The sequence below is a fragment of the Leclercia tamurae genome, from assembly GCF_025566055.1.
GTDB classification, from domain to species: Bacteria; Pseudomonadota; Gammaproteobacteria; order Enterobacterales; family Enterobacteriaceae; genus Enterobacter; species Enterobacter tamurae.
This window is the reverse complement of sequence record NZ_JAMHKS010000069.1, coordinates 81,397-97,597: the sequence shown is the minus strand read 5'-3', so window position 1 is coordinate 97,597 and position 16,201 is coordinate 81,397. Positions and strand designations below refer to the sequence as shown.

13 protein-coding genes are annotated in these 16,201 nt (G+C 56.6%); 3 read left to right on the top strand and 10 right to left on the bottom strand.

The window, feature by feature from the left end; all coding sequences use genetic code 11:
- Positions 1–14 precede the first annotated feature (14 nt).
- From glgA to asd, 5 genes are all read right to left on the bottom strand, one after another.
- Positions 15–1,448 (bottom strand): glycogen synthase GlgA, encoded by a 1,434-nt coding sequence (gene glgA, locus M8318_RS07205; protein ID WP_262661716.1) that lies wholly within the window; start codon positions 1,446–1,448, stop codon positions 15–17.
- Positions 1,448–2,743, bottom strand: a complete 1,296-nt coding sequence (gene glgC, locus M8318_RS07200; RefSeq protein WP_106995231.1) for a glucose-1-phosphate adenylyltransferase — start codon at positions 2,741–2,743, stop codon at positions 1,448–1,450. The genes glgA and glgC overlap by 1 nt, the downstream gene beginning before the upstream one ends.
- Before the next feature lie 18 nt (positions 2,744–2,761).
- Positions 2,762–4,738 carry a glycogen debranching protein GlgX gene (gene glgX / locus M8318_RS07195; protein ID WP_262661715.1) on the bottom strand — a complete coding sequence of 659 codons (1,977 nt, stop codon included), beginning with the start codon at positions 4,736–4,738 and terminating at the stop codon, positions 2,762–2,764.
- Positions 4,735–6,921, bottom strand: coding sequence for a 1,4-alpha-glucan branching enzyme (glgB, locus tag M8318_RS07190; RefSeq protein WP_106995233.1), 2,187 nt, complete (start codon positions 6,919–6,921; stop codon positions 4,735–4,737). The genes glgX and glgB overlap by 4 nt, the downstream gene beginning before the upstream one ends.
- A gap of 249 nt (positions 6,922–7,170) precedes the next feature.
- The gene (gene asd, locus M8318_RS07185; protein WP_106995234.1) at positions 7,171–8,274 is read right to left on the bottom strand and encodes an aspartate-semialdehyde dehydrogenase; all 1,104 of its coding nucleotides are present in this window, start codon (positions 8,272–8,274) and stop codon (positions 7,171–7,173) included.
- 177 nt (positions 8,275–8,451) lie between these two features.
- Between asd and M8318_RS07180 the strand changes: the two genes are divergently transcribed.
- Together M8318_RS07180 and M8318_RS07175 are read left to right on the top strand one after the other, a co-directional pair.
- A complete protein-coding gene (locus M8318_RS07180; protein ID WP_032614883.1) occupies positions 8,452–9,045 on the top strand; it encodes a YhgN family NAAT transporter in 594 nt (197 codons plus the stop codon).
- Between the two features lie 651 nt (positions 9,046–9,696).
- Positions 9,697–10,143 (top strand): hypothetical protein, encoded by a 447-nt coding sequence (locus M8318_RS07175; protein ID WP_262661714.1) that lies wholly within the window; start codon positions 9,697–9,699, stop codon positions 10,141–10,143.
- An 85-nt stretch (positions 10,144–10,228) separates the two neighbouring features.
- Here M8318_RS07175 and gntU read toward each other — a convergent pair whose 3' ends face one another.
- The 5 genes from gntU to M8318_RS07150 all read right to left on the bottom strand — a co-directional run bounded on the left by gntU (position 10,229) and on the right by M8318_RS07150 (position 15,172).
- Positions 10,229–11,569: a gluconate transporter gene (gene gntU, locus M8318_RS07170; RefSeq protein ID WP_262661713.1), complete on the bottom strand. Its 1,341-nt coding sequence runs from the start codon at positions 11,567–11,569 to the stop codon at positions 10,229–10,231.
- A gap of 3 nt (positions 11,570–11,572) precedes the next feature.
- A complete protein-coding gene (gntK, locus tag M8318_RS07165) occupies positions 11,573–12,100 on the bottom strand; it encodes a gluconokinase (RefSeq protein WP_039032525.1) in 528 nt (175 codons plus the stop codon).
- A gap of 126 nt (positions 12,101–12,226) precedes the next feature.
- On the bottom strand, positions 12,227–13,222 hold the full coding sequence (gene gntR, locus M8318_RS07160) for a gluconate operon transcriptional repressor GntR (RefSeq protein ID WP_106995236.1): 996 nt from the start codon (positions 13,220–13,222) through the stop codon (positions 12,227–12,229).
- 93 nt (positions 13,223–13,315) lie between these two features.
- Positions 13,316–14,011: a pirin family protein gene (locus M8318_RS07155; RefSeq protein ID WP_106995237.1), complete on the bottom strand. Its 696-nt coding sequence runs from the start codon at positions 14,009–14,011 to the stop codon at positions 13,316–13,318.
- Between the two features lie 123 nt (positions 14,012–14,134).
- Positions 14,135–15,172, bottom strand: a complete 1,038-nt coding sequence (locus tag M8318_RS07150) for an oxidoreductase (protein WP_262661710.1) — start codon at positions 15,170–15,172, stop codon at positions 14,135–14,137.
- Positions 15,173–15,345: 173 nt separating this feature from the next.
- Here M8318_RS07150 and M8318_RS07145 point away from each other — a divergent pair, with 173 nt between their 5' ends.
- A complete protein-coding gene (locus M8318_RS07145) occupies positions 15,346–15,996 on the top strand; it encodes a bactofilin family protein (protein ID WP_262661709.1) in 651 nt (216 codons plus the stop codon).
- The last annotated feature ends 205 nt before the right edge of the window (positions 15,997–16,201 follow it).

The window sequence follows — 16,201 nt, the reverse complement described above, 5'->3', positions numbered from 1 at the left end:
TGATTCCAGCATTGTTACATCAAGCGTTGATAAAGATCGCGGTAGGACTGCGCCGCAACTTGCCAGCTAAAATCCATGGCCATCGCCTGGCGCTGAACAAAACGCCACAAAGAAGGACGAGACCACAATACAAAGGCACGACGAATCGCGCGTAACAGCGACCAGGCATTACTGTCCTCAAAGACAAATCCGCTGGCGATTCCGTCTGCCAGGTTCTCCAGCGAGGTGTCGGATACGGTATCCGCCAGCCCGCCGGTACGCCGCACCAGCGGCAGCGTGCCGTACTTCAGGCCATACAGCTGGGTTAAGCCGCAGGGCTCAAAACGACTCGGCACCAGGATAACGTCGGCCCCCGCCATGATGCGGTGCGAGAAGGCTTCGTGATAGCCAATCTGCACCCCAACCTGGCCCGGATGCTCGGCGGCCGCCGCGAGGAAGCCCTCCTGCAATACCGGATCGCCCGCGCCCAGCAGCGCCAGCTGCCCACCCTGCTCCAGCAGGCCCGGCAGCGCCTCCAGCACCAGATCCAGCCCTTTCTGACTGGTCAGACGGCTCACCACCGCAAACAGCGGCACCTTGTCGTTGACCTTCAGCCCCATGGCGACCTGCAGCTGACGTTTGTTCTCGGCCTTATCTTCCACGGAATCACGGTTGTAGCGTGCGCCCAGCAGCAGATCGGTCTCCGGACTCCAGATTTTTTCATCCACGCCGTTGAGAATGCCCGACAGGCGCCCTTCGCGTTGACGTTGCGCGAGCAGCCCCTCCATGCCGTTGCCAAACTGCGGCTCGGTGATCTCCCGTGCGTAGGTCGGGCTGACGGCGGTGATGTGATCCGCGTAGTACAGCCCGGCCTTGAGGAACGAAATCTGCCCGTTGAACTCCAGCCCATGAATATTAAAGAACGACCATGGCAGATCGATGTCATCCATATGTTTGGCTAAATAGAGCCCCTGATAGGCCAGGTTATGCACGGTAAAGACCGACTTTGCCGGATGGCCACGCGCCGCCAGGTACGCCGGCACGAGCCCGGCGTGCCAGTCGTGGGCATGCACCACGTCCGGGCGCCAGAACGGATCCAGCCCGGAGGCCATCTCCGCTCCGACCCAGCCGAGCAGCGCGAAACGCAGCACATTGTCGGTATAGGCAAATAAGTTAGTGTCGTGGTACGGGCTCCCTGGGCGGTCATACAGATGCGGCGCGTCAATCAGGTAGATGCCCACGCCATTGTAATGACCAAACAGTAATGTGATGCGCCCGGCAAAGGTATCGCGGCGGCTGACAATCTGGGCGTCAGGGATGCCGCGACGAATATCGGGAAAAGCGGGTAACAGCACGCGAGTATCGACCCCACCGGCAATTTGCGCCGCCGGTAGCGCACCAATCACATCCGCCAACCCGCCGGTTTTCAGCAACGGGAACATCTCAGAACAAACGTGTAAAACCTGCATCATCGCTCCTGTTTGATCTGCAGTTTACGCAGCATTTCACGCGTAACCAGCACGATGCCTTCTTCTGAGCGGTAGAAACGGCGCGCGTCCTCTTCCGCATTTTCTCCAATTACCATGCCTTCCGGAATGATGCAGGCACGGTCGATAACGCAACGACGCAGGCGGCACGAGCGGCCAACCCAGACGTCGGGTAACAATACTGACGAATCAATATTGCAGAAGGAGTTCACCCGCACGCGCGGGAACAGTACCGACTGCACCACCACCGAGCCCGAGATAATGCACCCGCCGGAGACCAGCGAGTTCAGCGTCATGCCGTGGCTGCCCGAACGGTCCTGGACAAATTTTGCCGGCGGCAGCGATTCCATATGGGTACGGATCGGCCAGTTATGGTCGTACATGTCCAGTTCCGGGGTCACCGACGCCAGATCGAGGTTCGCCTTCCAGTACGCCTCCAGGGTGCCGACATCGCGCCAGTAAGGTTCTGAATTCGGATCGGACTGCACGCAGGACAATGGGAACGGATGTGCATAGGCCATGCCAGATTTGGTGATTTTCGGAATGATATCTTTGCCGAAGTCGTGGCTGGATTTTTCATCCTTGTCGTCTTCTTCCAGCAGCTGGTAAAGGTAATCTGCATCAAAGACATAGATACCCATACTGGCCAGCGCTTTGGTGTCATCCCCTGGCATTGACGGCGGGTTCGCCGGTTTTTCAACGAACTCGATCACTTTATCGTTTTCGTCTACCGCCATTACGCCAAAGGCCGTCGCTTCAGCAACGGGCACCGGCATACAGGCCACGGTGCAGCGCGCCCCTTTTTCGACGTGGTCGATGAGCATGCGCGAGTAGTCCTGCTTGTAGATGTGGTCCCCGGCGAGGATCACTACGTACTCGGCGTCGTAGCGACGGATGATATCGAGGTTTTGCGTCACCGCATCGGCGGTACCGCGGTACCAGTTTTCACCGTGAACGCGCTGTTGGGCAGGTAACAGGTCGACAAACTCGTTCATCTCCTCACTGAAGAACGACCAGCCGCGCTGAATATGCTGCACCAGAGTGTGTGACTGGTACTGGGTGATCACGCCAATACGGCGAATGCCTGAGTTCAGGCAGTTTGACAGGGCAAAATCGATAATACGGAATTTACCGCCGAAGTGAACGGCGGGCTTGGCGCGCTTAATGGTTAAATCTTTTAATCGGGTACCGCGGCCGCCAGCCAGAATCAGGGCAACAGATTTTAATGGCAGCTGGCGCGCCAACATTAGAGGGTCGTTCTTATCTAACCTAACCATGATCAACTCCTTTTATTATCATCTCTGGAATACACATACACCGTGCGCAGGCCCATGCCAGGCAGTCATAACGACCGGATTATCCTCTCCGGCAAATGGGGGGATAGCCCGCCACTCCCCTTCGGGTAAAACTATTTCTGCGACCTCATCTGTGGCGTTAAGCGTGATAAGCCAGCTATCCGAAAGCAGGATTTGCAGGCACGGCACGCCGCTTTGCCACTCACGCGCGTCTAACGGTTGCGCCTTTTTATTCAACCAGCGAACATTGCCGTCGCCCTCTTCCCACCACTGATTCAGGGTGAGCGCCGGGATCTGCTGACGCAGATGGATCAGCGCAGCGGTAAAGTCGGCTAATCCACTGTTGGCCTGTTGCCAGTCCAGCCAGGTTAACGGGTTGTCCTGGCAATACGCATTGTTGTTACCGTGCTGGCTGTGGCCATGTTCATCGCCTGCCAGCAACATCGGCGTTCCTTGCGACAAAAGCAGCGTGGTGAGCAGCGCGTGCACGCTGGCGCGGCGTCGCTCAATCACATTCAGATTGCCACTTAATCCTTCTATACCATGGTTAAAACTGTGGTTATTGAAGGTACCGTCACGATTTTCTTCGCCATTGGCTTCATTGTGTTTCTGATTGAAACAAACGCAGTCACGCAGGGTGAACCCATCGTGTGCGGTGACCAGGTTGATCGACGCGGAGGGCAGTCGCCCGTTGCGCCTGAACAGATCGCTGGAAGCGGCGAAACGCCCGGCAAACTGACCGAGTGACAGATCCCGCGCCAGCCAGAAGCGGCGCGCGGCATCACGATAGTGGTCGTTCCACTCGGCAAACAGCGGCGGGAAATTCCCCACCTGATAGCCGCCAGGGCCGATATCCCAGGGCTCTGCAATCAGCTTCACGCCCGACAGCAGCGGGCAGTTCTTAATCGCCTCAAACAGCGGCGCCTGCTGACTGTATTCCGGCGTGCGTCCCATCACCGGCGCCAGGTCAAAACGAAAGCCGTCAATGTGGAACGTCTCCACCCAGTACTTCAGGCATTCATACGCGTACTGCGCCACCGCCGGATGGCTGAGGTTGAGCGTGTTACCGCAACCGGTCCAGTTGTGGTAATCGCCATCTTCCCTTAACCAATAATAGCTAGGGTTATCAATTCCGCGCAGGGAGAACGTCGGGCCTTCCAGATCCAGTTCCGCGCTGTGGTTCAGCACGATATCCAGAATGACCTCAATACCCGCTTCGTGCAGCGCCTTCACCGCATCACGAAACTCATCTCGCGCCTGCTCGGGATGCGAGGCGTAGCGCGGATCGAGGGCAAACATGGCCATCGGGTTGTAGCCCCAGTAATTGCTCAGACCGAGGCGCTGCAAACGCGGCTCAGAGGCGAAATGGGCTACCGGTAATAATTCCAGGGCGGTGATCCCGAGATGCTTAAAATAGGCAATCATCACCGGATGACCGAGCGCCCGGTAGGTGCCGCGGATCTCCTCCGGAATGCCGGGGTGCAGATACGTCAGCCCCTTAACGTGGGCCTCATAGATAACCGTCCTGCCCCAGGGAATATTGGGGGCAGCGTCCTCTTCCCAGTCGTAACGATCGTCGCAGACCACCACGCTTTTAGGTGCCGACGCGGCACTGTCCCGGTGATCGGGAGTATGTTTGCCGGCATGCAGCAGGACGTCATCGTCCAGCGTGCCCTCGACCTGACAGGCGCAGGGGTCGAGCAGCAGTTTGGCCGGGTTAAAAAACAGCCCTTTTGCCGGATCCCACTGGCCATGAACCCGGAAGCCATACCGCGTGCCGGGTCTGGCATGTTCAAGGTAGCCATGCCAGATATCGCCACTGCGGGCCACCAGGTCGTAGCGGTGTTCAATGCCTTTGCCGTCAAACACGCAGAGTTCAACCCGATCCGCATGGGCGGAAAAGAGGGTGAAGTTCACCCCTTTGCCGTCGTAGCTTGCACCGAGCGGTGACGGGCTACCTGCAGCGAGCTGCGTCATTCCCCCTCCCGCACCAGCCAGATCGTGGACAGCGGCGGCAGGGTGAGGCTCAGGGACTGTGGTCGACCATGGCTCTCCTGCTCATCGCTCTGCACCAGTCCGCCATTGCCCGCGTTGCTGCCGTGGTAATGCATGGAGTCGGTGTTCAGCACTTCACGCCATTTGCCAGGCTGATTGATGCCGAAACGGTAGTGATGACGCGTGACCGGGGTGAAGTTACTGGCGACGATGATTTCGTTGCCCGCCTTGTCACGACGGACAAAGATCAGCACCGAGCGCTCGTTGTCGTCCACCACCAGCCACTCGAAGCCGTAATCATCAAAGTCCAGCTCGTGCAGGGCCTTGTGGTGGCGATAGGTATGGTTAAGGTCGCGGACCAGGCGTTGCACGCCGTGGTGCCAGTTGTCGCCCCCTTCCAGCAGGTTCCAGTCAAGGCTGGTGTCGTGGTTCCACTCGCGGCCTTGGGCGAACTCGTTGCCCATAAACAGCAGTTTTTTGCCTGGGAAGGCGAACATCCAGCCGTAGTAGGCACGCAGGTTGGCAAACTTCTGCCAGGCGTCGCCCGGCATGCGGTCGAGAATCGATTTTTTGCCGTGGACCACTTCGTCGTGGGAGAGCGGCAGAACAAAGTTTTCGGTGCTGTTGTAGAGCATACCGAAGGTCAGTTTATTGTGGTGGAACTGGCGATGGACCGGATCCAGCTTCATGTAATCCAGGGTGTCGTGCATCCAGCCGAGGTTCCACTTGAACCAGAAGCCGAGGCCGCCCATCGAAGGTGGTCGGGAGACGCCCGGAAAGTCCGTGGACTCTTCCGCCATTGTCACCGCGCCCGGCGTCTGCTCGCCGAGAATGCGGTTGGTGTTACGCAGGAACTCAATGGCTTCGAGGTTTTCACGCCCGCCGAATTCGTTCGGGATCCACTCCCCCTCTTTGCGGCTGTAGTCGCGATAGATCATCGAGGCGACGGCATCCACGCGCAGGGCATCAATACCGAAACGCTCGATCCAGTAGAGCGCGTTGCCCACCAGATAGTTGGTCACTTCCCGACGACCATAGTTGTAGATCAGGGTGTTCCAGTCCTGATGATAGCCTTCGCGAGGATCGCTGTGCTCATACAGGTTGGTGCCATCGAACTCCGCCAGACCAAAGTCATCGGACGGGAAGTGGCCCGGCACCCAGTCGAGGATCACGTTCAGCCCGGCGGCGTGGGCGGCGTTGATAAAGTAACGGAAGTCATCCCGGGTGCCGAAGCGGCGGGTCGGGGCATACATGCCGGTCGGCTGATAGCCCCAGCTGCCGTCAAACGGGTGTTCGTTAATTGGCAGCAGCTCCAGATGGGTAAAGCCCATCCATTTCACATACGGGATCAGCTGGTCGGCCAATTCCCGGTAGCTGAGCCAGAAGTTGTTATCGGTATGACGACGCCAGGAGCCAAGATGGACTTCATAAATGGAGATCGGCATATCGAACTGGTTGGCCCGGATGCGCTCTTCGCTCTGGGCAACCTTCTCCGGCAGACCACAAATGAGTGATGCGGTTTCCGGGCGCATCTGCGCTTCGAAGGCATAGGGGTCAGCTTTGATCCGCAGCTTGCCGTGGGCATCGATCAGCTCGTATTTGTACAGCTGGCCGTTTTGCGCACCCGGGATAAACAGCTCCCAGATGCCGGTCTCGCCACGCAGGCGCATCGGGTGGCGACGGCCATCCCAGTAGTTGAACTGCCCCACTACGGAGACACGGCGGGCATTCGGTGCCCAGACGGTAAAGCGGGTGCCGGTCACGCCGTCCATGGTATCGGCGTGGGCGCCGAGCGTCTCATAAGGACGCAGGTGCGTCCCTTCCGACAGCAGCCAGGCATCCATATCCTGCAACAGCGGACCGAAGCGATAGGGATCGTCGATCAGGTTTTGCTGGCCATGCCAGATGACGGCGAGCTGATAACGGAAGACATTTTTACGGCGGGCCATCACGCCAGCGAAGAAGCCGCGTGAATCAATACATTCGAGTTTACCGACCTTGCGACCGGTTTTGGGTTCGATGACCCACACTTCCGTCGCGTCAGGTAGCAGTGCCCGGACTTCCAGTCCAGCGTCAGTGCGGTGCATGCCAAGTACAGAAAATGGATCCGCAAAGTGACCCGCAATAAGCGCATTAATCACGTCTCTATCAATACGAACGGACATGGTATTCATCCTGTTTTTCTAGTTGCCGCCCCTGTCGCGCACCGGGTACGACCTTAATGTGACCTGAACGGAACAGCACCTTGTGCATCCTCTCTGTTCCATCCAACCTCCAGGCGGAATATGTGACATCCCGCATAAAGCATAGCCAACGCTTTATATGACTCCCGAAAAATAATGAATCATTTGCGTTTTCGTCCTTTAGTACGCAAAAAAAGGGGTGATAAATCACCCCTAAGTATTAAGTATTTATTACGCCAGTTGGCGTAGCATCCGGCGCAGCGGCTCGGCGGCACCCCACAAAAGCTGGTCGCCGACGGTAAAGGCGGAAAGGTACTCCGGCCCCATATTTAGTTTACGCAGACGTCCTACAGGGGTAGATAATGTGCCGGTGACCGCAGCCGGGGTCAGTTCACGCATGGTGATGTCGCGGTCGTTAGGGATGACTTTTGCCCACGGGTTATGCGACGCGAGCAATTCCTCCACAGTTTGTATGGATACATCTTTTTTCATTTTAATTGTGAATGCCTGGCTGTGGCAGCGCAGCGCGCCGATGCGCACGCACAGACCGTCAACCGGGATCACCGAAGAGGTACGCAGGATTTTGTTGGTCTCGGCCTGGCCTTTCCACTCTTCGCGGGTCTGGCCGTTGTCCAGCTGCTTGTCGATCCACGGGATCAGGCCACCGGCCAGCGGTACGCCGAAGTTATCCACCGGCAGCTCGCCGCTGCGGGTCAGCTGAGTAACTTTACGCTCGATATCGAGAATAGCGGACGCCGGATTGGCCAGCTCTTCTGCCACGCTGTGCTGCAGCTGGCCCATCTGGGTCAGCAGCTCGCGCATATGACGCGCACCGCCGCCGGATGCCGCCTGGTAGGTGGCGACAGAAACCCACTCCACCAGATCCTGGGCAAACAGACCGCCCAGCGACATCAGCATCAGGCTGACCGTACAGTTACCGCCAACGAAGGTTTTCACGCCGTTATTCAGGCCGTGCGTGATGACGTCCTGGTTAACCGGGTCAAGAATGATGATCGCATCGTCTTTCATGCGCAGCGAAGAGGCCGCGTCAATCCAGTAGCCCTGCCAGCCGCTTTCACGAAGCTTTGGGTAAATTTCGTTGGTATAATCGCCGCCCTGGCAGGTGACAATAATGTCCAGCGCCTTCAACGCTTCCAGATCGTAAGCATCCTGCAACGTGCCTGTGGTACCACCAAAGGACGGTGCAGCCTGGCCGAGCTGGGAAGTGGAGAAGAAGACCGGGCGGATAGCGTCGAAATCGCGCTCTTCAACCATGCGTTGCATGAGTACAGAGCCGACCATACCGCGCCAGCCGATAAAACCAACGTTTTTCATAGCATTTTTTTCCTGCAGAGGGTGTGTGCTGTTTATGCAAGCCAGTATTGAACTGGGATATGCTTCACATTACAAAATGCTGCCAAAGTCGCAAGCGAAATTAATCGATGATTGCCCGGCTATCAGAAAAAGAGCTAATCATCGGGATAACCATACAAGTATCAGGGATAATCTACGATGAGTGAAATCATTTCCGCCGCTGTTTTATTGATCCTAATTATGGATCCACTCGGAAATCTGCCTATCTTCATGTCGGTGCTGAAGCACACCGAGCCGAAGCGCCGTCGGGCGATCATGATCCGCGAGCTGCTCATCGCCCTGTTGGTAATGTTTATCTTCCTGTTTGCCGGCGAAAAGATCCTCGCGTTCCTGAATTTACGCGCTGAAACGGTCTCCATCTCCGGCGGGATTATTCTGTTCCTGATTGCCATCAAAATGATTTTCCCGAGCAGCGAAGGCAGCAGCAGCGGCCTGCCAGCGGGGGAAGAGCCGTTTATTGTGCCGCTGGCGATCCCGCTGGTCGCCGGGCCGACCATTCTGGCGACGCTGATGCTGCTGTCGCACCAGTACCCGAACCAGATGAGCCATCTGGTGATTGCCCTGCTGATTGCCTGGGGCGGGACCTTTATCATCCTGCTGCAGTCGTCGCTGTTTTTACGCCTGCTGGGGGAGAAAGGGGTCAATGCGCTGGAGCGGCTGATGGGATTGATTCTGGTGATGATGGCGACGCAGATGTTCCTGGATGGGATTAGGGCGTGGATGAAGGGGTGAAGGGGTGAAGGGTTAGGGAAATATACTGGCATCAGTGGTAGTTCCGTTCACCTTACGTTCCTTGCTTCTCTGTTGCTGCCGAACCGGTGAACGGGCCAGGGTGGCTCAATCGCCACCACCCTGGCGACCCGGGCTACCGGCAAGAAAATCGTCGCTACGCGATACCCTCAGCTTATTCCTCCAGGCTTTCGGGTCGGGCACCAGCCTGCATCCATGCAGGCTATGCCCTCTCGGCGCGTCCATGCGCCTCGCCCCGGCCTTCCGGAAACGCTTCGGCGATTTTCAGCCGGACCAGGATATCGCTGCCAGCCCTACATTCTCCTGACTATCTGCTTCGCTGTATGATTAATTTCATGTTCTGCGAGCAGCCTTCCAGAGCCTGAATTATCTGTCTTGCTACCCGATCGATAGAGCAGTATCTTCTTGTTGCGCCTGCAAAATCAGGCGTCAGGGTTGGTCCTCTGTTATCCTCATCCGTGATAAAAGAACTTTTTATCGCGCAGCCAATTACACCTCAATGGTGGGCTGGACGGTGGCGCCGTAAGGTGCGCCGGTATCCGATGAGGCCGGTAGGACCAACTCCGTTCAGTTCACCACCAGTAAGGTTGGTCCCTTCGGTGGTGAAAAAAATCACTCATTGGAGGCTGTCTTATGACTACTACCCCTGGCTTTTCTCACTCTTTACTAACCATTCCCTTTAATCACAACACCGATTTCACCGAGCTGGCAGACAACTGCGAGCGGTTTGTTGAGATGCTCGTTGAGTGCAACGAACCGATACAAAAGATTGCACTGTGTGGACGGCTTTCTGCCTGCCTTACCCTGCTTCAGTCAACGCTTCTGGACCCTGTGCCTGACCATTTGAAAGAGAGCCTGACGGTGGATGATCTGCCACTGAACGTGCCCGTTTTCGAACCGGAAGTGGATCAGCTTGGGCGCTATTGCCAACTGGTAACACAATTGCTGTTGAATCATTCGCTGTCAGAAAATGACGAGAGAGTAGCAGGCGATTTGCTGCAAGATCTGGTGGGATTATACAGCGATACGCTGAAAGCGCCGCGCTGGCTGCGTACAGATGAGGGTGTCGTGCTGCTGTAAAAAAGCCGGGTGGCGCTTGCGCTTACCCGACCTACGGTTCGAGGTTTTGTAGGCCCGGCAAGCAACGCGCCGCCGGGCACTGCTACTAGCTCAGCAGCGTAAACGCAATCATCCCGACAATCGCCCCGGTGGTGCCGAGGATGGTTTCCATCATCGTCCAGGTTTTGAGGGTTTGCGCTTCGCTGGCACCGGTGAATTTACCGAACAGCCAGAAGCCCGCATCGTTAACGTGGGACACCACAATCGACCCACCCGCGATACAGATAGACAGCGCTGCCATCTGCGCGCCGGAGTAATTCAGCTGCTCAATCACCGGCATCACCAGCCCGACGGCGGTTAAACAGGCCACGGTCGCGGAGCCCTGAATGATACGCACCGCCGCAGCCAGCACGAAACAGGTGACCGCAATTGGCAGGCCCATTCCGGTCAGCGCTTCGCCCAGTGCCGGGCCGACGCCAGAATCCACCAGCACCTGCTTGAACACCCCACCCGCACCGATCACCAGCAGAATAATCCCTGCCGGTTGCAACGCCGCGCCGCAGATCTCCATCACCCGGTCCTTCGCCATACCCTGACGCATCGCCAGGCCATAAATGGCAACCAGACAGGCGACCAGGATCGCGGTGAACGGATGGCCGATAAACTCAAACCACTCGTAAGCGCTTGAACCGACCGGCACAAAGCGCGCAGCGATAGTTTTCAGCCCCACCAGCACCAGCGGGAGCAGGATCAGCGCGAGGCTGAAGCCGAACGACGGCATTTTGCCCTCGCCCAGGTGCGGCTCGGTAATGTCGTCAGGAATGTGCAGCTCAACGTAGCGGCTGATGAAGTTGCCCCACAGCGGACCGGCGATCAGCATGCCCGGGATCGCGGCGCAGAGACCAATCAGGATCATCCAGCCAAAGTCAGCGTGCATCTGGGAAGCCAGCAGCATCGGCGCAGGCCCTGGCAGTAGAAAGGCCGCCGCTGCTGCCACACCGGCAAACAGAGGAATAACCAGCTTCACCAGGTTAGTACCGGTATGGCGCGCCATGGAGAAGGCCACGCTAATCAGCAGCACCACCGCCACCTCGAAGAACAGGGGCAGCGCGCAGATCAGACCGGCCAGACCAATCGCATAGTGCGCCCGGCTGTGGCCGAATGATTTCAGCATTTTGACGGCGATCTGATCGACCGCGCCGGTTTCATGCAGGATTTTGCCAAACATCGCGCCAAGGGCGACGACAATGGCCAGGAAGCCTAGCGTGCCCCCCATCCCCTTTTCCATGGTCGCGGCGATTTTGTCGAGCGGCATTCCGGAAAAGAGACCTGCACCAATAGATACCACCATCAAAGCAACGAAGGCGTGCATACGGGCCTTCATCACCAAAAACAGCAGCAACAGCACGGAGCCGACTGCTGTTAAAACAAGCGTTAACGTACTCAAAACTTACTGCCTTTTATTAATGACCTCAATGGTGCTGGCAACAACACCGTCCAGCGGCTGATCGATATCCACGACCAGGACATCGCTTTCATCCGCGCCCGGTTCCTGCAGGGTTTCGAACTGCGTCACCAGCATCTGGGTTTTGAAGAAATGGCCTTTACGCGCTTTCAGACGGGTTTCGATCACGTCGAAATCGCCCTTCAGGTAGATAAAGGAGAGATTAGCGTTGCCTTCACGCAGCTGGTCGCGGTAGGTCTTTTTCAGCGCGGAGCAGACGATCAGCGACACTTTGTTGGTGCGCTGCATAGCAAAGGCGGCATCATTCAAAGCCTGCAGCCACGGCTTACGATCGTCGTCGTTCAGCGGCTCGCCAGAGGCCATCTTGGTGATGTTGCTGCGCGGATGGAGAAAGTCACCATCAAGAAACGCGGCATGGATTTGATGCGCCACTTCGCTGGCAACGGCAGATTTACCGCTACCGGAAACGCCCATCAGGACATAAACGTGGTGATCTGGATTTGTGGTGCTCAAGGTATGTCCCTCAGTCGATTGTTACGGGTAACAGTTATCGGTAACATTGTCCTGCCGGGGCTGACGAGAAGCAATATCCAAACGTGTGCGAAGTGAATAAGTGTGAGCTAGTTCAAACTTGTCAGGTTAAATCGATCCACCCGGTGACAATGTGAAACCTAAATCTAACATCTTAGGCGTCACCGCCTCACCACGAATGCGCGCCAGCAGGCGTTCCGCACCGATACGGCCCATGCGCTCACGCGGCGTCAGAACGCTCGCCAGACGCGGTTCCATGACCTGACCGATGTCGTGGCCGTGGAAACCGGCAATCGCCATATCACCCGGGATAGAAAGCCCCAGACGCTGGCACTCAAAGGCGGCGCCGACCGCGAGGTCATCGTTGGTACAGAAGATACCGTCAAGCTGCGGGTACTCGCGACGGGCCTGACGCATCAGCTCAATGCCGGAGGTGTAGGAAGAGGACTGCTCTACCATCACGCTGTAGGGCGTTAAGTTGGCGTCGAGCATCGCCTGCTCGTATCCCTTCTGTTTGATGATAGTACGTTCATCCAGACGTGCGCCAAGATAGGCGATATGGCGATGACCGCGGGCGATAATCGCCGCCGTCATCTGGCGGGCAGCTTCGAAGTTATCGAACCCGACGGCGATGTCGAGGCAAGGCGACTGGCTGTCCATCAGCTCGACCACCGGAATACCTGCCACCTCGATCATCTTCAGGGTGCGGGCGGTGTGGGTGCGTTCGGTGAGAATCAGGCCGTCAATGTTCCAGGAGAGCATCGACTCCAGACGTTCCTCTTCCAGTTCCGGTTTGTAGCCGTAGTGAGCGAGCATGGTCTGATAGCCAAAGGCGTCGGTGACGCTTTCGATGCCGCGGAGCACTTCCGCAAAGACCTGGTTAGTTAAGGAGGGGAGCAGGACGCCTACCGCACGGCTGGTGGCATTGGAGAGAATATCGGGGGCGCGGTTGGGGATATAACCCAGTTCATCAAGAGCAGCGGCAATCTTGCCACGTAACGCCACGGAAACCTGTTCCGGGTTACGTAAGAAACGGCTGACCGTCATTTTAGTCACACCGACGCGATCGGCTACATCCTGAAGTACGGGTCTTTTCTTTTTCATCGTCCTGAGAGAAACCGGTAGTGATAGATTCCCTCAGTTTATCACGGACAAAGGCCAACCTTCCCCTGGGAATGGGGAAGGCTGGTTATTTATTTAGACCGGCGGCAGGTCGAACAGCAGAATCTCAGCGGCGCTGTCGGCATGCACGGAGATCGCCTGCTCATCCCAGATGGCCAGACCATCGCTGGTGGTCGCTTTGGTGCCGTTGATGGTCACTTCGCCTTTCACCACCTGGATCCACACTTTGCGGTTCGCGGCGATCTGATGCACAGACTGCTCGTCTTTCGCCAGCGCCCAACGGTAAAGCTCCATGTCCTGGTGCACTTTCAGCGAGCCGTCACGGGCATCCGGTGACAGTACCAGCTGTTTCCCCTGCTCGGCGTCAAAACGACGTTGCTCGTAGCGCGGGGTAATGCCTTTTTCTTCCGGAATGATCCAGATCTGGTACAGACGCAGACGGTCGGTTTTGCTTGGGTTGTATTCGGAGTGACGCACCCCGGTACCCGCCGTCATAATCTGGAACTCACCCGCCGGAACCTGCTCTTTGTTGCCCATGCTGTCCTGGTGCTCAACGGCGCCTTCCAGCACATAGGTCAGGATTTCCATGTCTTTATGCGGGTGGGTACCAAAGCCCTGACCGGCATCGATCACGTCATCGTTAATGACTCGCAGTGCCGAGAAACCCATAAAGTTCGGGTCATAATAATCGGCAAACGAGAAGCTATGCCATGAGTCCAGCCAACCATGATTTGCGTGACCGCGGTCGTTTGCTTTGCGTAAGAAGATCATTGTTTTTACCCTCAGTTCGTTTCGATGGAGTAAGTGTGGACGCAATCGACCTGGGATCATAGAGGGTGAAAATTGACTCCTCTGTTCAAAATAACTGAACAAGCACAGAGGAGTCGTTCAGGCTTATCTGGCAAGGGTTACCGTGGCAGGTGAGGCCTGTTCAAAGGCCCGTTCAAGGATTTCCAGATTGGTCATCACTTCAATTTCCTTGACGTAATTAGGGGTACCTTTTGTGAGGGTCTCATACAGCGCATCGTAGACCTGTCCGTAGTCGCCGGTGCCCGGTTTGATCTCCTCTTTCACCGTCACCCCCGCGTCGTTGACATACTCCAGCACGCCCACGGATGCATCTGCCGCAAATCCTGGTTCACCCGGCATGATGTTGGCCTTCAGGCTGGTCTCCTGCTGGTCGATGCCGTACTTGATAAACGAGCCTCTGGTGCCATGGACGATGAATTTCGGGTAGTCGGTCTTCACCAGATGGCTGGTTTTGACGATCGCCTTGAGGTCGCCGTAGAATAGCTGAGCTTCAAAGGTATCGTCCGGGTTGGCTTTATTGCGCAGGCTGCGAATGTCGTAGGCCACATGGTCCGGACGGCCGAACAGGCTGATGACCTGATCCATAGTGTGCACACCCAGGCCATAGAAAGAGCCATCCTGCGGCAGGCCGGGTTTGGTCTCTGCCACCGGGCGGTAGTAATCGAAGTGGCTTTCGAACTCGACGATCTCGCCCAGCTTGCCGCTCTCAATCGCCTGTTTAGCAGTCAGGAAGCAGGTATCAAAGCGACGGTTCTGATACGGGCTGACGGTCAGCCCTTTGCTGCGGGCCAGTTCGAACAGCTCTTTCGCCTCGGCCATCGTCGGGGTGAAGGGTTTTTCCACCAGCACGTTTTTCCCGGCTTCCAGGGCGCGTTTCGCATACTCAAAGTGGCTGTCGGCGTGCGTGCAGACGATCACCAGCTTGACCTCAGGGTCGTTCAGCACCTCATCGAGATCGCTGGTGAAATGAATATGGGAGTACTGCGGTGACTGCTCTTCCGGCTTCGGGTGACGGCGGAAGATGTGCGCCACATGCCAGCTGGCTTTACGGGTGAGAACGTACGGAAGGTGATAGCGGGTGGTGCTTTTGCCAAATCCAATAAATGCGCAGTGTAGTGTCATAGTGGTTTTCCTGGCTTAGGTCTCTGCTTTCAACCATAGCGCAACCTGGCGGCGAAATATATTTCTATAACGAATCCTAAAATGGCGGTCGAAAGCTTGATCCTGGGTGAAATTACCAGGATAAGAAGACGGCCAAATCCCCCTGCTCGCGAAAGGAGTCGCGCTCATTTTCTATGGACAGAAAATATCTCGCGTTAAATAGCGCCCTTCTCTTCTGGCTGCTCGCGCTGGTCGCCTGGTGCTCAGGCGCCCTCTTCCTGACGTGGCTGTTCGCTGCAGTCTCTTTGCTGAGCTTTGGCATCTCCCTTCTACTCAATCAGGTTAAGATCATGTTTAAAAAGAGCAAAACCCCCGAGGCTGGCAAGCCAGAACTCATCCTTCCCCCGGTGCCCGTCATTGAAAAAGAGCCCACCGCCACGGAGAAACACGGCACCACCGTTATCGCCAGCGATGTGCGGTTTGAAGGCAATATCGTTTCCGGTGGTCATGTCTACGTTCACGGGACGCTTATCGGCAATATCGACTCCAAAGAGAGCCTGATCAAGATTATGCGTGGGGGTCAGGTGGAGGGAAATATCACCTGCCGGGAGCTGATCGTTGATGGCAAGGTGCTCGGCCAGTGCAGCAGCGATGTGATTGAAATCTGCGAGAACGGCCAGGTCACCGGAACCCTTGCCTACCGCACCCTGGCGGTGAAAAAAGGCGGGCTGTTTTCCGGCCAGGCAGAGGTGTTACCCGCCGTCGCGGAAAAGACCAACGTGGTGGGCCTGATGAAAGAGAGCGCGCCAGACCCGCTCGATCTCGTGCCGCTGCAAAAGCTGTAGGGCAAAAAAAAAGCCAGCGATAAGCTGGCTAAAATAATACTGGAAGCAATGTGAGCAATGTCGTGCTTTCAGGTTCCCGTGTCGGTTCTCCTGAAGGCAAGACAATAATAATCATTCTCATTCGCACTTGTCTACTGATTTTTTGCAAAAAATGCTTGTTGACTCACATTTCAAACTCATGGATGTTGAAAGGGAACCTAACTAA

Coding starts and splice junctions, on each gene's coding strand:
- glgA (WP_262661716.1), bottom strand. CDS start 1,448: ATGCAGGTTTTACACGTTTGTTCTGAGATGTTCCCGTTGCTGAAAACC.
- glgC (WP_106995231.1), bottom strand. CDS start 2,743: ATGGTTAGGTTAGATAAGAACGACCCTCTAATGTTGGCGCGCCAGCTG.
- glgX (WP_262661715.1), bottom strand. CDS start 4,738: ATGACGCAGCTCGCTGCAGGTAGCCCGTCACCGCTCGGTGCAAGCTAC.
- glgB (WP_106995233.1), bottom strand. CDS start 6,921: ATGTCCGTTCGTATTGATAGAGACGTGATTAATGCGCTTATTGCGGGT.
- asd (WP_106995234.1), bottom strand. CDS start 8,274: ATGAAAAACGTTGGTTTTATCGGCTGGCGCGGTATGGTCGGCTCTGTA.
- M8318_RS07180 (WP_032614883.1), top strand. CDS start 8,452: ATGAGTGAAATCATTTCCGCCGCTGTTTTATTGATCCTAATTATGGAT.
- M8318_RS07175 (WP_262661714.1), top strand. CDS start 9,697: ATGACTACTACCCCTGGCTTTTCTCACTCTTTACTAACCATTCCCTTT.
- gntR (WP_106995236.1), bottom strand. CDS start 13,222: ATGAAAAAGAAAAGACCCGTACTTCAGGATGTAGCCGATCGCGTCGGT.
- M8318_RS07155 (WP_106995237.1), bottom strand. CDS start 14,011: ATGATCTTCTTACGCAAAGCAAACGACCGCGGTCACGCAAATCATGGT.
- M8318_RS07150 (WP_262661710.1), bottom strand. CDS start 15,172: ATGACACTACACTGCGCATTTATTGGATTTGGCAAAAGCACCACCCGC.
- M8318_RS07145 (WP_262661709.1), top strand. CDS start 15,346: ATGGACAGAAAATATCTCGCGTTAAATAGCGCCCTTCTCTTCTGGCTG.